The sequence below is a fragment of the Sulfuricurvum sp. genome, assembly GCF_023229695.1.
Taxonomy (GTDB): Bacteria; Campylobacterota; Campylobacteria; order Campylobacterales; family Sulfurimonadaceae; genus Sulfuricurvum.
The window spans coordinates 126370-144280 of record NZ_JALNYS010000001.1 but is presented as its reverse complement, the minus strand read 5'-3'; the positions used below and the strand labels follow the sequence as shown (position 1 = coordinate 144280).

Annotated in this window: 18 protein-coding genes and 1 pseudogene; 3 read left to right on the top strand and 16 right to left on the bottom strand. The window is 44.6% G+C overall.

Features of this window, described 5'->3' with window-relative positions; all coding sequences use genetic code 11:
* Positions 1-197: 197 nt before the first annotated feature.
* The 11 genes from M0P91_RS00800 to M0P91_RS00750 form a co-directional block, all read right to left on the bottom strand.
* A complete protein-coding gene (locus M0P91_RS00800; protein WP_295063093.1) occupies positions 198-1934 on the bottom strand; it encodes an AAA family ATPase in 1737 nt (578 codons plus the stop codon).
* Positions 1931-3481: a long-chain-fatty-acid--CoA ligase gene (locus M0P91_RS00795; protein WP_295063091.1), complete on the bottom strand. Its 1551-nt coding sequence runs from the start codon at positions 3479-3481 to the stop codon at positions 1931-1933. The genes M0P91_RS00800 and M0P91_RS00795 overlap by 4 nt, the downstream gene beginning before the upstream one ends.
* Positions 3478-4710, bottom strand: a complete 1233-nt coding sequence (locus M0P91_RS00790; RefSeq protein ID WP_295063088.1) for an outer membrane protein transport protein — start codon at positions 4708-4710, stop codon at positions 3478-3480. Before M0P91_RS00790 ends, M0P91_RS00795 begins: the two co-directional genes overlap by 4 nt.
* A 3-nt stretch (positions 4711-4713) precedes the next feature.
* A complete protein-coding gene (nfo, locus tag M0P91_RS00785; RefSeq protein WP_295063085.1) occupies positions 4714-5562 on the bottom strand; it encodes a deoxyribonuclease IV in 849 nt (282 codons plus the stop codon).
* 2 nt (positions 5563-5564) lie between these two features.
* Positions 5565-6581 (bottom strand): virulence RhuM family protein, encoded by a 1017-nt coding sequence (locus M0P91_RS00780; RefSeq protein WP_295063082.1) that lies wholly within the window; start codon positions 6579-6581, stop codon positions 5565-5567.
* Positions 6574-8412: a P-loop NTPase fold protein gene (locus M0P91_RS00775; protein WP_295063079.1), complete on the bottom strand. Its 1839-nt coding sequence runs from the start codon at positions 8410-8412 to the stop codon at positions 6574-6576. The genes M0P91_RS00780 and M0P91_RS00775 overlap by 8 nt, the downstream gene beginning before the upstream one ends.
* A gap of 65 nt (positions 8413-8477) precedes the next feature.
* Entirely contained in the window at positions 8478-8741 is a 264-nt protein-coding gene (locus M0P91_RS00770) for a type II toxin-antitoxin system RelE/ParE family toxin (RefSeq protein WP_295063076.1), read from the bottom strand.
* Positions 8731-8937, bottom strand: coding sequence for a hypothetical protein (locus M0P91_RS00765; protein WP_295063073.1), 207 nt, complete (start codon positions 8935-8937; stop codon positions 8731-8733). Before M0P91_RS00765 ends, M0P91_RS00770 begins: the two co-directional genes overlap by 11 nt.
* A 41-nt stretch (positions 8938-8978) precedes the next feature.
* A complete protein-coding gene (locus M0P91_RS00760) occupies positions 8979-10124 on the bottom strand; it encodes a pyridoxal phosphate-dependent aminotransferase (RefSeq protein ID WP_295063071.1) in 1146 nt (381 codons plus the stop codon).
* Positions 10111-10611, bottom strand: coding sequence for a hypothetical protein (locus M0P91_RS00755; protein ID WP_295063068.1), 501 nt, complete (start codon positions 10609-10611; stop codon positions 10111-10113). Before M0P91_RS00755 ends, M0P91_RS00760 begins: the two co-directional genes overlap by 14 nt.
* Positions 10583-11599, bottom strand: coding sequence for an aldo/keto reductase (locus M0P91_RS00750; protein ID WP_295063065.1), 1017 nt, complete (start codon positions 11597-11599; stop codon positions 10583-10585). The genes M0P91_RS00755 and M0P91_RS00750 overlap by 29 nt, the downstream gene beginning before the upstream one ends.
* Positions 11600-11686: 87 nt before the next feature.
* Between M0P91_RS00750 and M0P91_RS00745 the strand changes: the two genes are divergently transcribed.
* Entirely contained in the window at positions 11687-12040 is a 354-nt protein-coding gene (locus tag M0P91_RS00745; protein WP_295063063.1) for a hypothetical protein, read from the top strand.
* Between the two features lie 97 nt (positions 12041-12137).
* Positions 12138-13043: a DUF234 domain-containing protein gene (locus M0P91_RS00740; protein ID WP_295063060.1), complete on the top strand. Its 906-nt coding sequence runs from the start codon at positions 12138-12140 to the stop codon at positions 13041-13043.
* Here the strand turns inward: M0P91_RS00740 and M0P91_RS00735 are convergent.
* From M0P91_RS00735 to aguB, 4 genes and pseudogenes are all read right to left on the bottom strand, one after another.
* Positions 13026-13814: a J domain-containing protein gene (locus M0P91_RS00735; RefSeq protein ID WP_295063057.1), complete on the bottom strand. Its 789-nt coding sequence runs from the start codon at positions 13812-13814 to the stop codon at positions 13026-13028. The two genes, M0P91_RS00740 and M0P91_RS00735, sit on opposite strands and share 18 nt — an antisense overlap.
* A gap of 65 nt (positions 13815-13879) precedes the next feature.
* Positions 13880-14134, bottom strand: a pseudogene (locus M0P91_RS00730) (CcdB family protein); the annotation flags it as partial.
* Positions 14135-14190: 56 nt separating this feature from the next.
* A complete protein-coding gene (locus M0P91_RS00725) occupies positions 14191-14481 on the bottom strand; it encodes a type II toxin-antitoxin system CcdA family antitoxin (RefSeq protein ID WP_295063055.1) in 291 nt (96 codons plus the stop codon).
* An 85-nt stretch (positions 14482-14566) separates the two neighbouring features.
* Entirely contained in the window at positions 14567-15427 is an 861-nt protein-coding gene (gene aguB / locus M0P91_RS00720) for an N-carbamoylputrescine amidase (protein ID WP_295063052.1), read from the bottom strand.
* Between the two features lie 111 nt (positions 15428-15538).
* Here aguB and M0P91_RS00715 point away from each other — a divergent pair, with 111 nt between their 5' ends.
* Positions 15539-16285, top strand: coding sequence for a flagellin (locus M0P91_RS00715; RefSeq protein ID WP_295063049.1), 747 nt, complete (start codon positions 15539-15541; stop codon positions 16283-16285).
* 42 nt (positions 16286-16327) lie between these two features.
* On the opposite strand, the gene argS is transcribed toward M0P91_RS00715, so the two are convergent.
* Entirely contained in the window at positions 16328-17908 is a 1581-nt protein-coding gene (gene argS / locus M0P91_RS00710; protein WP_295063046.1) for an arginine--tRNA ligase, read from the bottom strand.
* Positions 17909-17911: the final 3 nt, after the last annotated feature.

Here is a 17911-nt window from a genome sequence, read left to right as displayed (position 1 = left end):
AAAATATTAAAACACCATGACATTTTTATCAAAAACAGCCTATCTTTGATTATTCACTAATGTTACGCACTTTCCGGGCAAAGCCCGGAAAGTGGCAGGGACAGATGTCCCCTGCACCCCCCCTAAAGCCACCCGTATCTTTCGGATACGGGAGATTAACTCCCCTTGAAGTACCCCTTAGGGCAAGGTGCGTACGATCAGTTATTCAAAAAGCCGACCGATTTTTCCCCTTCAAAACTTCCCTGCCGCTCTTTTTGGATTTCAGAAATAAAATCGTTCAGACAAAAGGTTCCGTCTTCGCGGGCGGCTACATTGTATGCGGTATTTTTGATGATCAGATTGATTTGTCCTCCCGTCAACGGATATGAAGTAAGTTTTTCAAGATCAAATCCGCTCTCATACGGAGCATTTTGCGGAAGCATCATTTTCCATAAAGCCGCGCGCTGAGGCTGATTCGGTTTTTTAAACTCAATTTTGTAATTAAACCGACGGGAAAATGCCTGATCGATATTTTCAAGGAGGTTCGTCGTTGCAATGAGTATTCCCTGAAATTTCTCGATCTGCTCCAGGAAAATATTTTGCATCTGGTTATGCATCTGATCTGCGGACGAACCGATCCCGGCGGATCGGGCCGAGAGAAATTGATCGGCTTCATTCAACAGTAGTATCGGTTCGGTTTTCGTCTGACGCGTCAGATCACTGTAGGTATCAAAAATCTTCCGTACATTTTTTTCGGATTCTCCTACATACATTGAAAGAATTTTTGAACAGTCAAAACTAAGTACCTGCCGTTTTAATGAACGGGAAAGGGAATGGGCCGTCAGAGTTTTTCCGGTCCCCGGATGGCCGTAAAAAATAATGCGTGCATCCAATCCCGCTTTTTTATCTTTGATCCCCCACGCGTGAAGACGGGTGATCACTTCGCGGTCAAGCTGACGCATCAAATTTTGCAATGTCTGTTCCGTCGCCGGATTCAAAACAACATTTTCAAGCGATGTCGTCGGCTCGATCAGTTCAAAAATCTCCTGCTCTTTAATCAGCATATCAAGTTTGAGTTTACGTACTTTTTTCTTTTTCTGAGGATGCATAATGGATTGAAGCACCTCATCCACAATGTAAAAAGCCCGGGATATTCCGCCGAAAGGGTTAAGCATCTCTTCGTAATCAATCACCTCTTCATTAATCAGACGGGCACCGTCTTCGAGGAGGGCACGGTTTTTGATCCGCTCGTAATCGTCAAAACTGATCAGGTCGATGAGGGTATTCATCTCCCGCAAATTCCCCTCTGTCGCACTGTATTCTTCTTTGAGCAATGCAAGGAAGATGACTTGTTCTTTCGGGTCCAGCTTTTTTTGTTTGAAAAAACGGTCCAATACGACGTCATGATCCGTTTGGGCGATCCGTTCGTCAATCCGTTTCTCCAACAGATCAAGCTTGCTCTGAATACGGTTAATCCCCAGCGAATGTTCATTGCCGCTATGACGGATAATGGACATTTTTTGATAAAGCTCGATACGGAAAAACTGATCCTGAAGGTACTCCAAATGATCGGCATAAGGCTTGATATCCGGCAGCGTCATCTCCAGCGACCCCTCTTCGAGGAGTTTCATCAAAACCGAAGTGAGGGCAACGGGGGTATTGAAAAGCTCCAACTGTGAAAGCTCATTGATTTTAATCGGGGTAAAGGAGTGGTGCGTAATCCATCCCAGTTCCAGTAAGGTTTTTACCTCTCCGAAATGGCTCAAATAACCGTAATCATCGGCTCCATAAAGCTCCTGCAGCAGTTCAGCCACAATAACATCCTCTTGGGACTGGAGAAATTTACGGGTCAAAAGCTGCAAAATTTTTGCCTCGTCCACCGTACATTTAAGCTGTGAAAAAATGTGTGTTTTTTCGACAGAACTGTTTTCTAAAAAATCAATCAAATATTTCAATGGTTTCCTTGTTTTAACACTCTTTTGAGTACTTTGCCGGTAGCAGTCTTTGGTAATGATTCTACCACGGTTATGGTTTTAGGGATTTTAAAATTGGCCAGATGCTCTTTCAGCTGCCCTTTGATCATAACAGGGGTTGTCGACTCATACCCCTCCTCCAGCTCAATGAACGCAATGGGAACTTCTCCGCTATTCAGATCTTTTTGAGCGATGACCGCCGCCAGTTTAACCGACGGAAGAAGCATCATCTGCTCCTCGATTTGACGGGGATAAATATTGATCCCTTTTGAGATAATGAGATCTTTGATCCGGTCTACAATATAGATGTACCCCTCTTCATCAAGTTTAGCAATATCTCCCGTTCTAAGCCAGCCGTTTTGTATCGTCTCTTCGGTTGCGCAGGGATTATTCAGATACCCCATCATAACGCAATCTCCTTTTACAATCAGCTCTCCGGTTTCACCTACAGGAAGTTCAATCATCTCCTCATTCACCACCTTGACCGCATAGCCGTCCAGAGGCAATCCCACCGACAAACTTTTTTGTTTCTCAATCGGATTAATAGCAACGGCCGGAGAGCACTCGCTCAAACCGTATCCTTCGAGCATTTTGGAATGTTTAAAAACCTTTTTAAATTTATTTAACGTATCTTCACTCAAGGCCGATCCCCCGGAGATAAAACATCGAATGGAGTGAAACCAGCGAAAATACCAGGGAAGTTTTGTCCGGATAAGGGTATTATAGATATCGGGAACCCCCATGAAAATTGTGACCCGTTTTAAAAGCGCCTGCTTCAGGACATTGGTAAAAGGGAACAGCGATTTGAGCACCACAATCGATCCTGCGGAAAAAAACGGCAGAAGAATCATGATGGTAAAAGTAAACGAGTGAAACATCGGCAGATAGACAATAAAACGGTCTTTGTCATTCAAATCAAACCGCTCAGATCCCGCGATAAGATTGGAAAAAAGGTTCCGATTACTGATCATCGCCCCCTTCGGATGGCCGGTTGTCCCTGAAGTATAAAAAATAGCCGCCAATTCATCCAATTCGAACGGAGCAGGGGGATTATCTTCATCCTGAGGATGGGTTGAGATCAGTTCTTCAAACACCAAATGGTTCGCATCCGTCACGGGAGTATGATCAATCCAAATCATCCGTTCTACCGAAGAGACCCTCTCCACCAGATCACGCACTTCACGATCAAGCTTCTCCCCAGTGATAATGATCTTTGCACCGCAATCATCAAGGATATAGCGATACTCTTCATTTTTCAGAAGGGTATTGATCGGTACGATCACCCCTCCCACCCGGCTCACCGCATATAAGGCCGTCACAAACTCGGTACCGTTCGGGCAGATAAAAGCGACTTTATCCCCTTTCTCCAATCCCAAAAGTTCCAATGCCCGTGCCAATGCGTCGGTACGCCCCAAGATGTCGCTATATGAGAAGGACCCCTCTTCACTTAAAATGGCTTTTTTAGAAGGGTACCGATGGGCAATGCTTCGGAGCATCGCGTACAGGTTAGGATAACGATAACGGGTCAAAAGCGATACTCGATTCCGGCAGTGACCAAATAGGCACGGGCATTTGAAAATTCACCGTTGATCGCTGTATTGTGCACTTCACGATTCTCTTTCCTATCGATCAGACCGGCCAGACCGATATTCCATCTCTCGTCAATAGCATACCGTCCCCCCAATGAGACGATCCACCCATGCGAGTCGGGCAACTCATATCCCAGCGTCGCTTCGGGAACCGGCGTTTCATCATACGCGACTCCTGCCATTGCCGTCCATTTCTCATACTTTTGGGTCAATCCGAGACGGTAGGTGTTGGTATCTTTCCAATTTTTAGGTATCGGAGCACCGAAAACAGCCGTCGCCGTATTCGAAATTCCGCTGTAATCAAAATCAAGCGTTTTGTAGGCTGACCAATACGTACGCGTATAGACCGCTTCGATTGTTGTACCCGAAACAAACGTATAAGCGGCCGCGAGATTCAATGCCGCCGGAAGGGGAACCGTCACATTGGCGGGACCGTCGTAAGCCGAATGGGCTGGAGATACGGAAGGCAGATAATTCAGGATCGCACTTCCATCCACACTCAAATCAATTTGAGATCGGTACGTAACGGCCAATGAAAGATTCGGTTTCGGGCGATAATTCAGCGCAAGGTTATACCCCACGTCGATCGAATCCCCTTTTAAGTCACGGCTTACCTGTGTCGTACCGCTATTGCTTTTTACCACTCCATCGGTACGGACGATCCGGAGCCCGCCCCCCACACTCACGGTATCGCTTAGCGGTACGGCTACGGTAGGATTAACCTCAACGGTTTTGAGGGTAAACTCCTGGGCACTCGATCTTGCCGGCTGGACATCCCACCGTTTGGATAATCCTCCCGGCACCACAACACTCAATCCGGCACGCATACCGTTTTTCCCCAGTTTGGGGGAGGTGTAATGGAGTGTCGGAACCAAAAAAGATTCGCTGTTGGAATTAATATCATACGGGCCGGTCGTCACACCCGATGCAGTATAGCTCCCCTGATAATTGATTTTTGAAAGAGCGATATAGGTGGTATCCACTTCCAAGAGTCCCGCGTCATCATTGTAAACCATTGCCGCAGGGTTATAGTACGCCGTATCGGCTCCATGCGCGTTGGCGACATACGCCGCACTCAGAGCCGTCGCGTTGATCGAACTCTCCGGGATCGTATACCCTCCCGCCGTCAGTGTCGCGGCTGTAACCGCCGAAATTACGATAATTCTCATTCTCTACTCCTGCATCGAATATAACAACTCGATCTCCTGCGCCCAGATCGTCTCATCGATCGTCTCAAGCACGAGAGGGATGTCATCCATGCGCGAATCGTTCATCAGAAAACGAAACGGCTCCACTCCGATTTTCCCTTTTCCGATCGAGTCGTGCCGGTCGACATGACTCCCCAAATCGGGTTTGGAATCGTTGATGTGCATCCCTTTAAGGTAATCAAACCCAATAATTCTATCAAATTCCAACCAAGTTTGTTCATAAGCGTCAATGGTTCGGATATCGTATCCCGCCGTGAACATATGGCAGGTATCGATGCACACTCCGACGCGCGATTTATCCTCGATCCGCTCGATAATCGCGGCGATCTGCTCAAAACGCCACCCCAGATTGCTCCCCTGCCCGGCGGTATTTTCGATCGTGAGGTTGACCCCTTCCACCCGGCGGATCGCCTCGTTCATGCTCATCGCGATCCGGTCGATGCACTCCTCTTCGCTGATTTGCTTAAGGTGGCTCCCCGGATGAAAGTTCAGACGATCCAACCCCAGTTGAGAACACCGCTCCAATTCGTCAATAAACGCATCCAACGATTTTTGCCGCTTCTCCTCTTCGGGATGGCCGAGGATGATCAAATACGAATCGTGAGGGAGAATGTGTTTAGGGAGGATTCCGCTTTTAACGAGATTCTCTTTAAATAGGGCGATTGTTTCCTCATCAAGAGGCTTTGCCGCCCACTGTTTTTGGTTTTTAGTAAAAAGGGCAAACGCTTTAGCACCGATTTTCATCGCATTTAAGGGAGCATTAAAGACTCCGCCCGAAGCGGAGACGTGGGCTCCGACAAATTTATTCGACATGATTAGTTTCCTTGTGTATTTTTTAAAAGTTTTTTGATTTCTTTATCAAAATCCGATTCGATTTTTTGAATTTTATTAAACTCTTCGTAAATGGCTAACGCTTTTTCTTCCGCCTGATTTTTAGTAACCGACCCCTTGCCTTCGAGAACGTTGTACTCATTAAACGCTAAAAACTTGTCCACCGATTCTTTGATCTGCACCATACTCAACTCCGTACGGTTTTCAATCAACCGCTCAATGTAGTCAAAATAGCCCGATATTGCCCGCTCCAGCTTTTTAATCTCATCCTCGGTGAGATAATTTTTAGCAATCACCGTATCGGATTTCAAAATCCGCCCGTGAGGTGAATTTTTCCATGTCTGTAACCCCATAAAAGGTTGGGAAATATCCGCTTTTTCATAAATAATCTCTGCCGCCGTTTGAGCGCTGATCGCATAATGAAATTTATTTTGAACCGTAGCATAAAAATTCTTAGTCGTTTCCGAATTTTTATCATAATCGATACTGCACTCCGCGAAAATATCGGTAATTTTCTGGTAAATTCTCCGTTCACTCGCACGGATGGAACGAACCCTCTCAAGGAGTTCATCAAAATAATCTTTACCGAAATAGCGACCGTTTTTGAGCCGCTCATCATCCATCGCAAAACCTTTGATGATGTACTCTTTGAGAACTTTGGTCGCCCAGATTCTAAACTGAGTCGCTTGAGCCGAATTAACACGATAGCCGACAGAGAGGATCGCATCGAGGTTGTAGAATTTTGTTTGATAGTTTTTTCCATCTTGGGCAGTATGTGCAATTTTTGCACTTACTGAATCTTCATCCAATTCACCACTATCAAAAATATTTTTCAAATGTTTCGTTATAACGGTTCTATCAACTCCGAAAAGCTCCGCCATCCGCTTTTGCGGCAACCATACGCTCTCATTGTGGAGAAATATTTCGACCTTCACATCGCTGTTAGGTGTTGTGTAGAGTAAAAATTCGGTGAGGGAGTCTTTAATTGTGAGATTATTCATTTTCCGCCGCTTCTATCTTTTTGTGTTCGATTATTCTCTCTATGTTTTGAACAATCTCTTTGTTTATAATATTATGACAATGTTTTTTTATCCATATATCCTTGGCTTTGTAGGGAATTTTGACTTCAAACGAATCCATAACGTCGATAAATGATTTCCAAAAAGGCAATTCTTCTAATACACTCTCTTTCTGATAGGCAAAAATAGAAACATATCTATTTTTTAAAGCATCAAGGACATCGCGCATATTCTTGTTTTCAACCTGAAGTAAAGCATCGAAAAAATCTCTTGGGATTATCGACTTAAAAACCGGTAATCGGTAGAGAATCTCTTGATTGTTTTCAGCAGATAACATATTGATAAATTCTTGAATTTTATTTTCTTTTAGATGCTGAATAAGAAGATTACCTTTCTCCTCTAATCCCTCATTTCTCAAATTATCCGCTTGCTTTAGTAAATAATCCTTAATATGTTTAAACTCATCTAATTCATCACTTCTATAGCCATAGTAAGCATACTGCCCATCTAATTCGTAATCACTAAGCGTGTATATACCTTCCAATTCTTTTATATTTTCATCCACATATTTTTTTATGTCATTAACTACTTGATCTTTCGTATAGTTATAAATTTTTTGATCTATTAGTTCCAAGAAAATTCCTAAAACCTGTAGAATAACAGTAGGTTTTAAATATTCATTATTTTCAAGCTTTAATAGGGTTTGCTTCAATGCAATCCGAAATTCATCTTCTTCTATCCACATATAGTGCCAAAGCATCACCCATTCTTCTTTCTGCTCTCGAAAAAAATATCGACTACGGTTTAAATCTACTGAAACATCGGTTGCGGATATATTTCCATTCGCAAAAAGATTAATCCAATTTTCATTTGACAATAATAATTCATCAGATAAAAAATTATATTTGTGAAAAAATTTTTCAATTATTGTTAGCTCTTCATCCGGTTTATTATCATTTAACATTTTTCCAATTCGAAGCATCGACATATCTTTTAATGTATGAATATCTAACTTACCACTCTTAGTTTCAAATACAAAAGCAAAAAATATCTGTATAAACTCAGTCATAAGTTCAGAATGATTTTTAAATTTATCATCAAATGAACCCATGAGTCGATCAAAATCTAATATCCCTTGACGTAGACTACGCAGATTTTGATAACCTGCTGTACCAAAAATAGCTTTGATAACCGATTGATTCCTACTCAATATATCTTTTGAATTTTTCAATTCTTGTAAAAATGTTCCGAATGCAGTTTCAAAATTTTGTTCTATAGCGAATGTTTTTCCTATAGTTTTTTCTTTAAATAGAATATAATTTTCATCTTCTTTTAACTTATCTTCATCAGCAAGAAGAATCACTTTTTGTTTATATATTTCCGTTAATTCATTAATATATCCATGTAGTTCTATTAATCCTATCTCTGCTCGTTCCAAATCATCAAAAATGAAAATAGCATTTTGATTGCCCTCTTGTTTTAAGGCCCATTCCATAGACATATCTATCAATTTAATACCCACAAATTTATTGAGCGCAAAACCAATGGCTTTAATAATTATCTTGACATTATGATGATTGTCTAAGCCAAACAACTTAAACATGAGTTTTTTATGGATATCTTCTTTTGTTTTTAGACCAAATAGACTAATTTTTACTACATTATTTTTCTTTTTTCGATCATCTATAAATTTGTCAACAAAAAATGTCTTTCCACTCCCCCATTTTCCAGAAAGCAAAACGGCATACTGAGGCTCATTTAAATTTAAGTAGTAATCTAAAAAATCATTGATATGTTGATTTACAATTGCCAAAGATATACCTTGTTTTAATTGACGCTGGATTCCAAATCGAATTTAAAAATTCCGAATAGTTCGATTTACGGGAAATAGCGATACACTTCTTTGCGGTGTAAAAATCGGGACAACACAACCGCATCGTCAACCAATGCAATCCCCATACGATATGAGCCTATACGGATACGATAATAATTACTATACCCTTTGAGTTTTTTGATATTGGGGAGATCTTGTAACGAAGCAGAAATTTCAATCAATTCAACAATACGCACTATCTCTATTTTTATACTTTTAGGAACATTCTCAATGTCTTTTAAAAATTGCTTTTTGACCTCAAGACGCATTTAACGCCTTTAAAAGCTCCTCTTTACTGACATTTTCACTCTTTAGTCCCTGCTCGATTGCATGAGCGAACGCAAAATCTTCGTCATCTTCATCAATAATTGAAATCTCAACGGTTTTTTGTTTGAACAATGTTTTAATAGATTCCAAAAAATCTACAGTTAAATCATCGGTATTCAAATGATAGGTGGCTTGCATCTCGTACCCTTTCCATAGAAATTCATAAGTTAAGTATTATATCACAGTCGCCGAATTCTCTCCGCCGCCTCTTCGAGTACATCGATCGGTTTAGAGTAGCAAAAACGGACCATGTTTTGCCCCGCATCGTCGTGATAAAATGCTCGTCCGGGGACCGAAGCGACCCCCGTTTGCTCCAGTATCGCCATCGCTTTTTCGAAATCATCGCCTCCTTCCACACCGTTCACATCGGTCATGACATAATAAGCACCCGCCGGGATACTCGGCTTCAGCCCCGCACCCTTCAGCGCATCGCAAAAGAGATCACGCTTTACCTGATGAAGCCGTGCAAGCTCTTCGTAATAATCATCTCCCAGTTTCTCCAGCCCCTCAGCCACACCGATCTGAAGCGGTGCCGGAGCACAGACGTAGATCAAATCGTTAAACTGCGCCATCACTTCGATCACGTCGCGTGATGCGATCGCGTATCCCAGCCGCCAGCCCGTCACGCTGAACACTTTTGAAAATCCCGATACCGTGACACACCGCTCCTTGAGGCTATCAACAGACAATGCCGGAACATGACGCTTCCCGTCATACAAAAAATGCTCATACATCTCATCGCTAAAGACAACCAAATCATGCAACCGTGCAAAAGTACCGATCTGTTCCAATTCCTCACGAGTAAAGACTTTGCCGCTAGGATTGGCGGGATTGCAAATCACCATCGCGCGCGTTTCGGAAGTGACGACCGCTTCGAGGGCATCCATATCAAGATTCCATTGCGGCGCTTCAAGACGGACGAATTTCGGTACCGCTCCGATGGAGAGGAGCGTGGCACGGTGATAGCCGTAATAGGGTTCGAACAAGATCACCTCATCGCCGGGATTTAGGAGTGCCATACATGCCGTATAAAATGCCCCTGTCGCACCGCCGCTGACCAATACCTGATTCGCTTCAATCGAAACATCGTAGAAGCGTTTCATTTTTTGGGCAATCGCTTGCCGCAATCGGGGAAGCCCTTCAGTCGGGGTATAGATATTGGTCCCCTCCTCCATCGCCCTCTTGGCCCCATCGATGACTTCGGAGGGGACCTCAAGATCACAAACCCCCTGCGCCATATTGATCCCCCCTCTTGCATGACACGCACGGGTCATCGAACGTATTTCGGATTGGGCGATCGTCCGGCTTCGCTCACTCAGTCGCATTGTTCTCCTTTACATCGGCTATTTTAATCATAATACCGTTCAAATAATCTCGAAAATAGATCTCCGAGGGTTTACGCCGATAAACGAAATCCATCTCTTCGTTTCGGATATATTGGTAAAGGGTTCCATTACAGATTTCACTTTTTCCTTGTCCGTTGAAGATATCTCTTCCCAACAGGATATTGCGCATCGTATCGGCGGGATACCCCTCGTAAAGGTATTCACGGGCAAAAGCCTCTTCGCTCATGCATCCCGAACCGGTACACACCTCCGCGTCGATCGAGATCTTCTCCACAGCCACTCCGGCGGTAAAAATCTCCACTTCGACCGCATCCCCCTCATGGCGAAGATACCCCATATCGGCAAACTTAATTTTTTTCGTTTTCAGAACGATCATCTTCGGTTCGCTGATGGAGTAATGTTTGGCTGAACACCCTCCCAGCATCACCAGAATAAGACTAGCCCATAGGATAGAGAATTTTCGCATGTACCCCCTCCAAAGCCTTTAATATCTCAGGAGTGAGGGTTAGATTCATCGCCGCAAGCGTCGCATCCAACTGCTCCGGTACCGTTGCTCCGATAATGGTCGAAGCGACAAACTCGAATTGCTTGCTCCATGCGATCGCCATCGTCACGGGATCCAATCCGGCTTCATGGGCAATGCGGAGATACTCCTGCGTTGAAGCGAGAGTCTTGTCGTTTAAAAAGCGTGATGCCATCAACCGCTGACGCTGATTTGGGGATTTGACGTAATCGCTGAATCGTCCGTGTGCATTGATGTTCTGGTTATATTTTCCGCTGAGCACCCCCCCTCCCAGAGGAGAATAGGGGAGCAGCGAAATATTTTCATTTTTGCACAGCGCACCGATCTCATCCAGAGCACGGCGGTTCAGAAGCGAAAAATTGTTTTGGATCGACTCGAAACGGGCCAGTTTCTCGTATTTGGAGGTCATCAGCGCTTTCATCGTTCCGTGCGCACTGTCGTTGGAAGTACCGATATAGCGAACTTTTCCGCTTTGCACAAGCGAATCAAACGCCCTTAAAGTCTCCTCGATCGGAACAACCGTATCGGGCCAATGCATCTGATACAAATCGATGTAATCGGTCCCAAGCCGCTTCAGAGACCCCTCAACCGCCCGCTCGATATGAAACCGGTCGCATGCCGTATATCCGTGACGGATGGGGGGGATAAACCATCCCGAAGCGGCACCGGCCACCTTGCCGGCCAAAATCACCGAATCGCGCGGTTTGGTTTTGAGCCACCGCCCCACCATCTCTTCGGTCAGCCCGGCGAGTTTCGTTTCGGGAGGAACCGGATAAAGCTCGGCGGTATCAAAAAAATTCACCCCCGCCTCATACGCTTTGTCCATAATCGCAAACGCGTTTTTCTCATCGCATTGGCTTCCGAACGTCATTGTCCCCAGACAGATCGGGGATACGCGCAAACCGCTGCGTCCGATATAACGATAGTGCATCGATTTCTCCTCTCTTATTTTTGATATTGTATCAAAATGCTCCCTTTTCACTCCAAAATTTAATTTTTGAGCTACAATTAACCTCTAATGTTTAAAATGGAGCTCGCCATGTTGGATATGATACGTGAAACACAGACGAAATTCGAAGAAATTGCCCTTCTTCTGGATCAAGCTGCCTCTAAAAACAGTGAATACTTCGCCACGCTGAATGAAGCAACGCAAGAAGCTTACGTTACGATGAACGAAGATATGTGTGAAAGTAGCGACATTTGCCATGAATGTGCCAAGCATCGCGATTTTTTACAAAAAATTATCCCGGTTCTGGAAGATTTAAAAGAGGGGACCGTTCTGACGGATGAATTCTCTCGACAGCTCAAAGAGTACCGCGAAATCATCAACGATATCTTATCGCGAATATCATCGGTTCTTGCAGCCCGTTAAAGGACGATTGTGCAAGCGCTCCGTCTCGAATCAGAACCACGGAGCATCTTCTCCCCTTACCCATTCACGACCTCCTAAAGCGGTATAATTTACTCCAATGGATAAAAAGCTCTTTCACGATTTTTTTCACCGCAATCTTCCCCGCGATATGGAACAATGCATTGACCTGTTTGCTATTTTTGGAGGAACCGATATCTCGATCAATAGCGATGAACCCATCGAAACCCTTATCACGAACCATATCCTAAAACCGTTTGAAACCCATCATTCCCGGATTTTTGCCCCCTTGGGAGAGAATCCCCTCTACGGAAAACTGCTCCATGCCATCAGCATAGGGGACAGACGGCTCGATTCCGCCTACCGGCGAGCCCGAATCGGAAAAGAGCGCGGGAACGAAGCGTTTAGCTATTTACGCCGAATCGGTTATCTTTGCATTGAACACTCCCGTGAAACACCTCCCCACAAAATACACCCGAAACAACGGTTTAAAAAAGAGGTCGAACGGCACCGGATCTCCCATAAATTCCGTTTTACAACCCCTTTTTTACGATTCTGGTTTGCGTTCGTCGAACCCTATGCCAAAAGTATCCGTGACAATAACTATACGCCGATGTTAGCCTACTTTCAAACCCATTACAGCGAATTTGTCGGATTCATCTTTGAAGAATTATGCGATCTCTATATCGAAGAGATACTCAGTAAACGGTTTGGAGAATCCATCATCGATTCGGGGAGTTACTGGGATCGGGAAGTCGAAATCGATCTCTTAAGTGAAACAAAAAGCGGTAAAACATGGGTAGGGGAGTGCAAATGGACCAACCATAAACTCAACAAAAAAGAGCTTCATAAGCTTGAAGAAAAATGCGCTAAACTGGATCTTCACCCCGATAAACTATTTCTTTTTACCAAGCGGGGATTCTCGAATGAGCTCCGTACCCTCAAAGAGCGGCACCTCCATCTCTTTTGCGCTGAAGAACTTGAGAGTCTAGCTCGCCGCCCTTAAGGCATCATACGCCTCCTGCAGAAGCTTGAATTTTTCGGTGTATTTATTGACTATCTCCGGACCCTTAGTCTGTACGCGGTCCGGATGGTACCGTTTGGCCAGCTGACGATACCGCTTTTTCAAATCATCTGGGGACGAACCGACCGGAATCTCAAAAATAGCATGGTAGCGAATCATCTTATCTACCGTATCTCTGTCGTACCCAAAACCTCGATAGTTGCCGTACAAACGGCTCATAAACTTATCATCAAATTGATAGTTGATTTGGTAGTGGAGCACTTCACGACGGTTAAGGGTTTTTTCCAGCCGTGCTTTAGCATGAGGAGTACTGACATCAATATAAATAGTAGACGATGACGAGGTGAGAAGAAGGGTTGATAACTGCTGTTTCAGATAACGCATAACCCAGCAATTTGGAGTCAAAAAAGTAAACTTCACCCGATTAGGGCCGAATGCATAGAGCTCAATATCCACTTTTTCCGCTTTTTTATACGGAATCTCAATCCGGACGGCTGCCGTTTTACACCGTTTCAGGGAACGGCGATAAAACGGGCTTGCCAAATCGTTGGCTTGGGTATAACAATCGGTGAGAGAGTCGAGAAATGCCTCTTTCGTATCCGAAGAGGCGTCATTATTCAACACCAAAACCCCGTTATCCAAGAAAAGGGTGTTATGAATATGATGATCAAAGAACTCTTCCATCCACGGCTCTTCCAGAGTATTAGAACCTCCCTGAACAAAGATAGCATTATTACGCAAAACAACTCTCACGGATACCCCCGTTAGTGACTATTTAGATCACTAAAGCAAAAGGAGTTCCAAAGTATCCGATTGGATCAATATCCTTGAATCATAAAATCATAAGCGAATAATAACTCGCTTCGATGCTTTTCGAGACTCCCGCTCACACTACCGTATTCATTGATCGGATACGATGCCATCAAATGAAACATAACCATGTAAGCTTTACTATGAACTTCAATTATAGGGGTAAATGGTAAGCTTTTATACGGTTTCGTCGCAACCGCTAACGGCACAGTCAATCGCGTATTCAGATCGCGTAAGATATCAGCTTGAATCTCTAAGAGGAGAGGATAAGTTTCACAGGATTTTCAGTTTTTGTTTTCATACAGATCAAACTGTGCCATCAAAAAGCCCTGTATTCGGAGGCAAATCCACCCGATTTCACCGTAAAATCGTTTAATGCTTCAATCGCTTCTTTGTTTTCCTCTCGCCATCGGACGCCCTTTTGTTCTCTTTCAAACTGTGATTCAAGAGCTTTGAGATATTCAAGCCGCTCCGTATCGATGATGGAGAGGGTACGGGGTTTTTGATTTTTGGATTTAATTTTGACGAGAATCTCATCCATTGTATCGAGCATCTCACTTACCACATCCGCCTTTAGATGGCTAAATGCACCAAAAGATACCGCTTCCATCTCTGCGTTCCTTTGTCGATAAAATATCGATAGTTTGTCGATAAAATATCGATAGTTTATCGATATTATAGCATGAAAAATAATTTTAAGAAATTGAATGCGTCTCAGTAATTTTCCCATAATACTCCGGTCGGCGGTCGCGGATCAATCCCCAGTAGTGGCGATGTTCCCGTATAGAAGCGGAATCGAATTCGCTGTAGAGTATCTCCTCTTTATCGCGGGATGCTTCGGCGACTTTCGCACCAGTATGATCGGTGATGAACGAGGAGCCGTAAAACGTCAAAGTACAGCTCTCCCCCACCTCTTCGCCGATCCGGTTGGCCGCAATGACCGGGATGATATTCGCCGCACTGTGCCCCATCTGCACCCGCTGCCAATGCGACGCCGAATCGACGCCGATCTCAGGTTCAGACCCGATTGCCGTCGGATAGAAAATCATGTCGGCCCCCATCAGGGTCAGGCTGCGCGCCGTTTCGGGAAACCATTGATCCCAGCAGATCCCGACACCGACGTTGGCGTAGCGGGTTTGCCACACTTTAAATCCGCTGTCGCCGGGTTCAAAATAAAATTTCTCCTCATATCCGGGACCGTCGGGGATATGGGTTTTTCGGTAGTTCTCCATCACCGTCCCGTCCGCATCGATCATAACAAGAGAGTTAAAATAGTGTTCTCCGTCCTTCTCGAAATAACTGATCGGCAACACAACGTCAAGCTCTTTTGCCAAAGCGCTGAATCGCCGAATCATCGGGTGCCCCTCCCGTTCCTGTGCCCATGCAAAATATTTTCGGTCCATATCTTTGCAAAAATAATGCCCCTCAAAAAGTTCCGGAAGCAAAATTATCTGAGCACCGTTGCGCGCCGCTTCGCGTACCTTCGCTTCGGCATGGGTGACATTCAGTTCTCTGTTTTCATCCATTTGCATCTGTATCGCCGCAATTTTGACCATGTGTATCTCCTGCTCCCCTATCTTATAAAGTGATTATATCAAAGCACTTATAAAACCTTAAATCAAATAGTGCTATTCTAAACCAATAAGGCCAGTTTGAAAGGAGTTTTTATGCAACTTAATACGCAGTACAGTGCATTGCCTCACATGAATGCCGAAGTCTCCAAACAGGATAAAACACTTGAAAAAATCGCTGCGGCCCAGCAGCTTAATAGGGAAGATGCCGCTGCCCGCTCAATTGCCCAAATGCTCCAAAATGAGATAGGCGGAGACACGCAGGGGCTTATGAATGCCAATGACGGGATTGCGATGATGCAGATTGCCGATGGTACTCTCGAAAATTTGAGTCGACAAACGGAGGTGCTGAGCGATCTGAGTGTTCGAAACAACAGCGCATCCTTGAATGCCTCTCAAAAAGAGATGCTACAAGGGGAATTTAACCGCACGATCGAGTCCATGCAGCAATCCATTAACAATACCTCTTTTAATGAGCAGTCTTTATTTGATAACTCTTTCACCTTTTCGATGGGAGGGGAGACGCTCAGTGCTTCATTAGGCAATGTCACCCCCCAATCTCTCTCCATAGAGAACCCTGATTCCATTGCTGCGTACGCACAAAATCTATCGACGATTCGAAGCGATACCGGATCGGCAATGAAGGGGTTTATCAGCACAAGCGATTCGCTTTTAACAAAAATAGCCGCTGAGTCTGCGGCAAAAAGCCAAATTGCCGATACCGACATGGCCAAAGCAATCCGTGAATTTCAACAAAGCAATAATCAAATCACGGCAAGCCAGATCGCTATGTCCCATCAGACGCAGACACTTCGTCAATCGATCGGGGAGTTACTCGGGTAAAAATTCGAAGAGTATTCTCTCTTCGGAAGGAAGAAGAGAGGATTACATCTTATCTTTGGCTTGGATCCCTAAGAGGGAGAGTCCTGTTTTGATAGAGAGCGCTACAACAAGAAGAAGTTTCAAAAGCTTCGCTTCATCTTCCGTCCCGATAATTCGGGTATCGTAGTAAAATTTGTGCAGTCTTCCCGCAAGAACCTTCAGGTAGTCGGGGAGTTTTTGGGCCTGTCGTGATTCAAACGCATCTTCGATGATCTCCGGGAGCAAAAGCGCTTCAAACAACAATCCGTCCGCATCGGCACTCAACCCATGCAATGAAGTTTGCATGATTTCATCCATCCCTTTCTCACTTTTGGAGACCAACGTCTGAATACGGGCATGTGCGTATTGAATATAATAAATCGGGTTGGAACTGTCCTGCCGCTTGAGTTCTTCAATGTCAAATTCCAAAGCCGTATCGCATTTTTTGGAAGCAAACATAAAACGCAACGCCTCCGCACCGATCTCCTCGACGACATCACTCATCAAAATAACCGTACCGGCACGCTTGGACATCTTAAACGGCTCACCGTCTTTAAGAAGACTGACCATTTGTGAAAGGAGAACCTCCAGCTTTTCCGAATCGTATCCCAAGAAAGTAACAGCCGCTTTTACCCGGGCAATATAACCGTGGTGATCGGCTCCCCAGATGTTAATATAATCATCATATCCCCGCTCAAATTTCTGGTTATGATAGATGATATCCCCGGCAAGATAGGTCGGACGTCCGTCTTCACGGACAACAACACGGTCATGGTCATCTCCGAATTCGGAAGAGCGAATAAAGGTTTTCCCTTCGTTCACATAAACCCCATTTCCCATCTTTACCATGACGCGGTCCCACTCATTATAAAGAGACGCTTCGCCGACAAAAGTATCAAAATGGACGTTGATTGCCCCAAGATCGTCCACGATCAGTGCTAGTATTTTATCTTTTGCCCATAGCGCAAGCTCTTTTTGACGGCTTTCATCCTGAAGTGCATCCGCACCGAAGTGTTCTAAGACTTCTTTGGCAAGAGTGCTCAAATATTCGCCGCGATAGTATTTCTCCGGCCACTCTACCGTTTCACCCAGTACGCTACTGCGCCCCTCGAGTTGCAACGATACGCCCAATAAATCAATCTGATTTCCCGCATCATTGACATAATATTCTGCCGTGATATCGTACCCCAAGTGTCGCCCGAGACGAAGCATCGTATCGCCGTATACGGCCCCGCGTGCATGACCGATATGAAGCGGTCCCGTCGGATTGGCACTGACGAACTCCAGAAGGATTTTCCCTTTTTTGTCACTGCTGCCGAATTGTTCTCCATGAGAAAGGGCCCATGACGCATATTCATCCAAAAAATGCTCGGATAGGCGAAAATTAATGTACCCTTTAACCGATTCAACCGCACTAAACATCGATTCATCCCCGAACGACGTTGCGATCTCTTCGGCAATGACCATAGGGGATTTTCGTAACTCTTTTGCCAGAGAAAAAGCGATAGGGGTGGAGAAGTGGCCGAAAGAACGATCTTTCGGCTTTTCTAGGATCACATCAGTATTGAATTTCTCGCGCAACAGCGCGCCAACTTTCTGCTTCAAAAC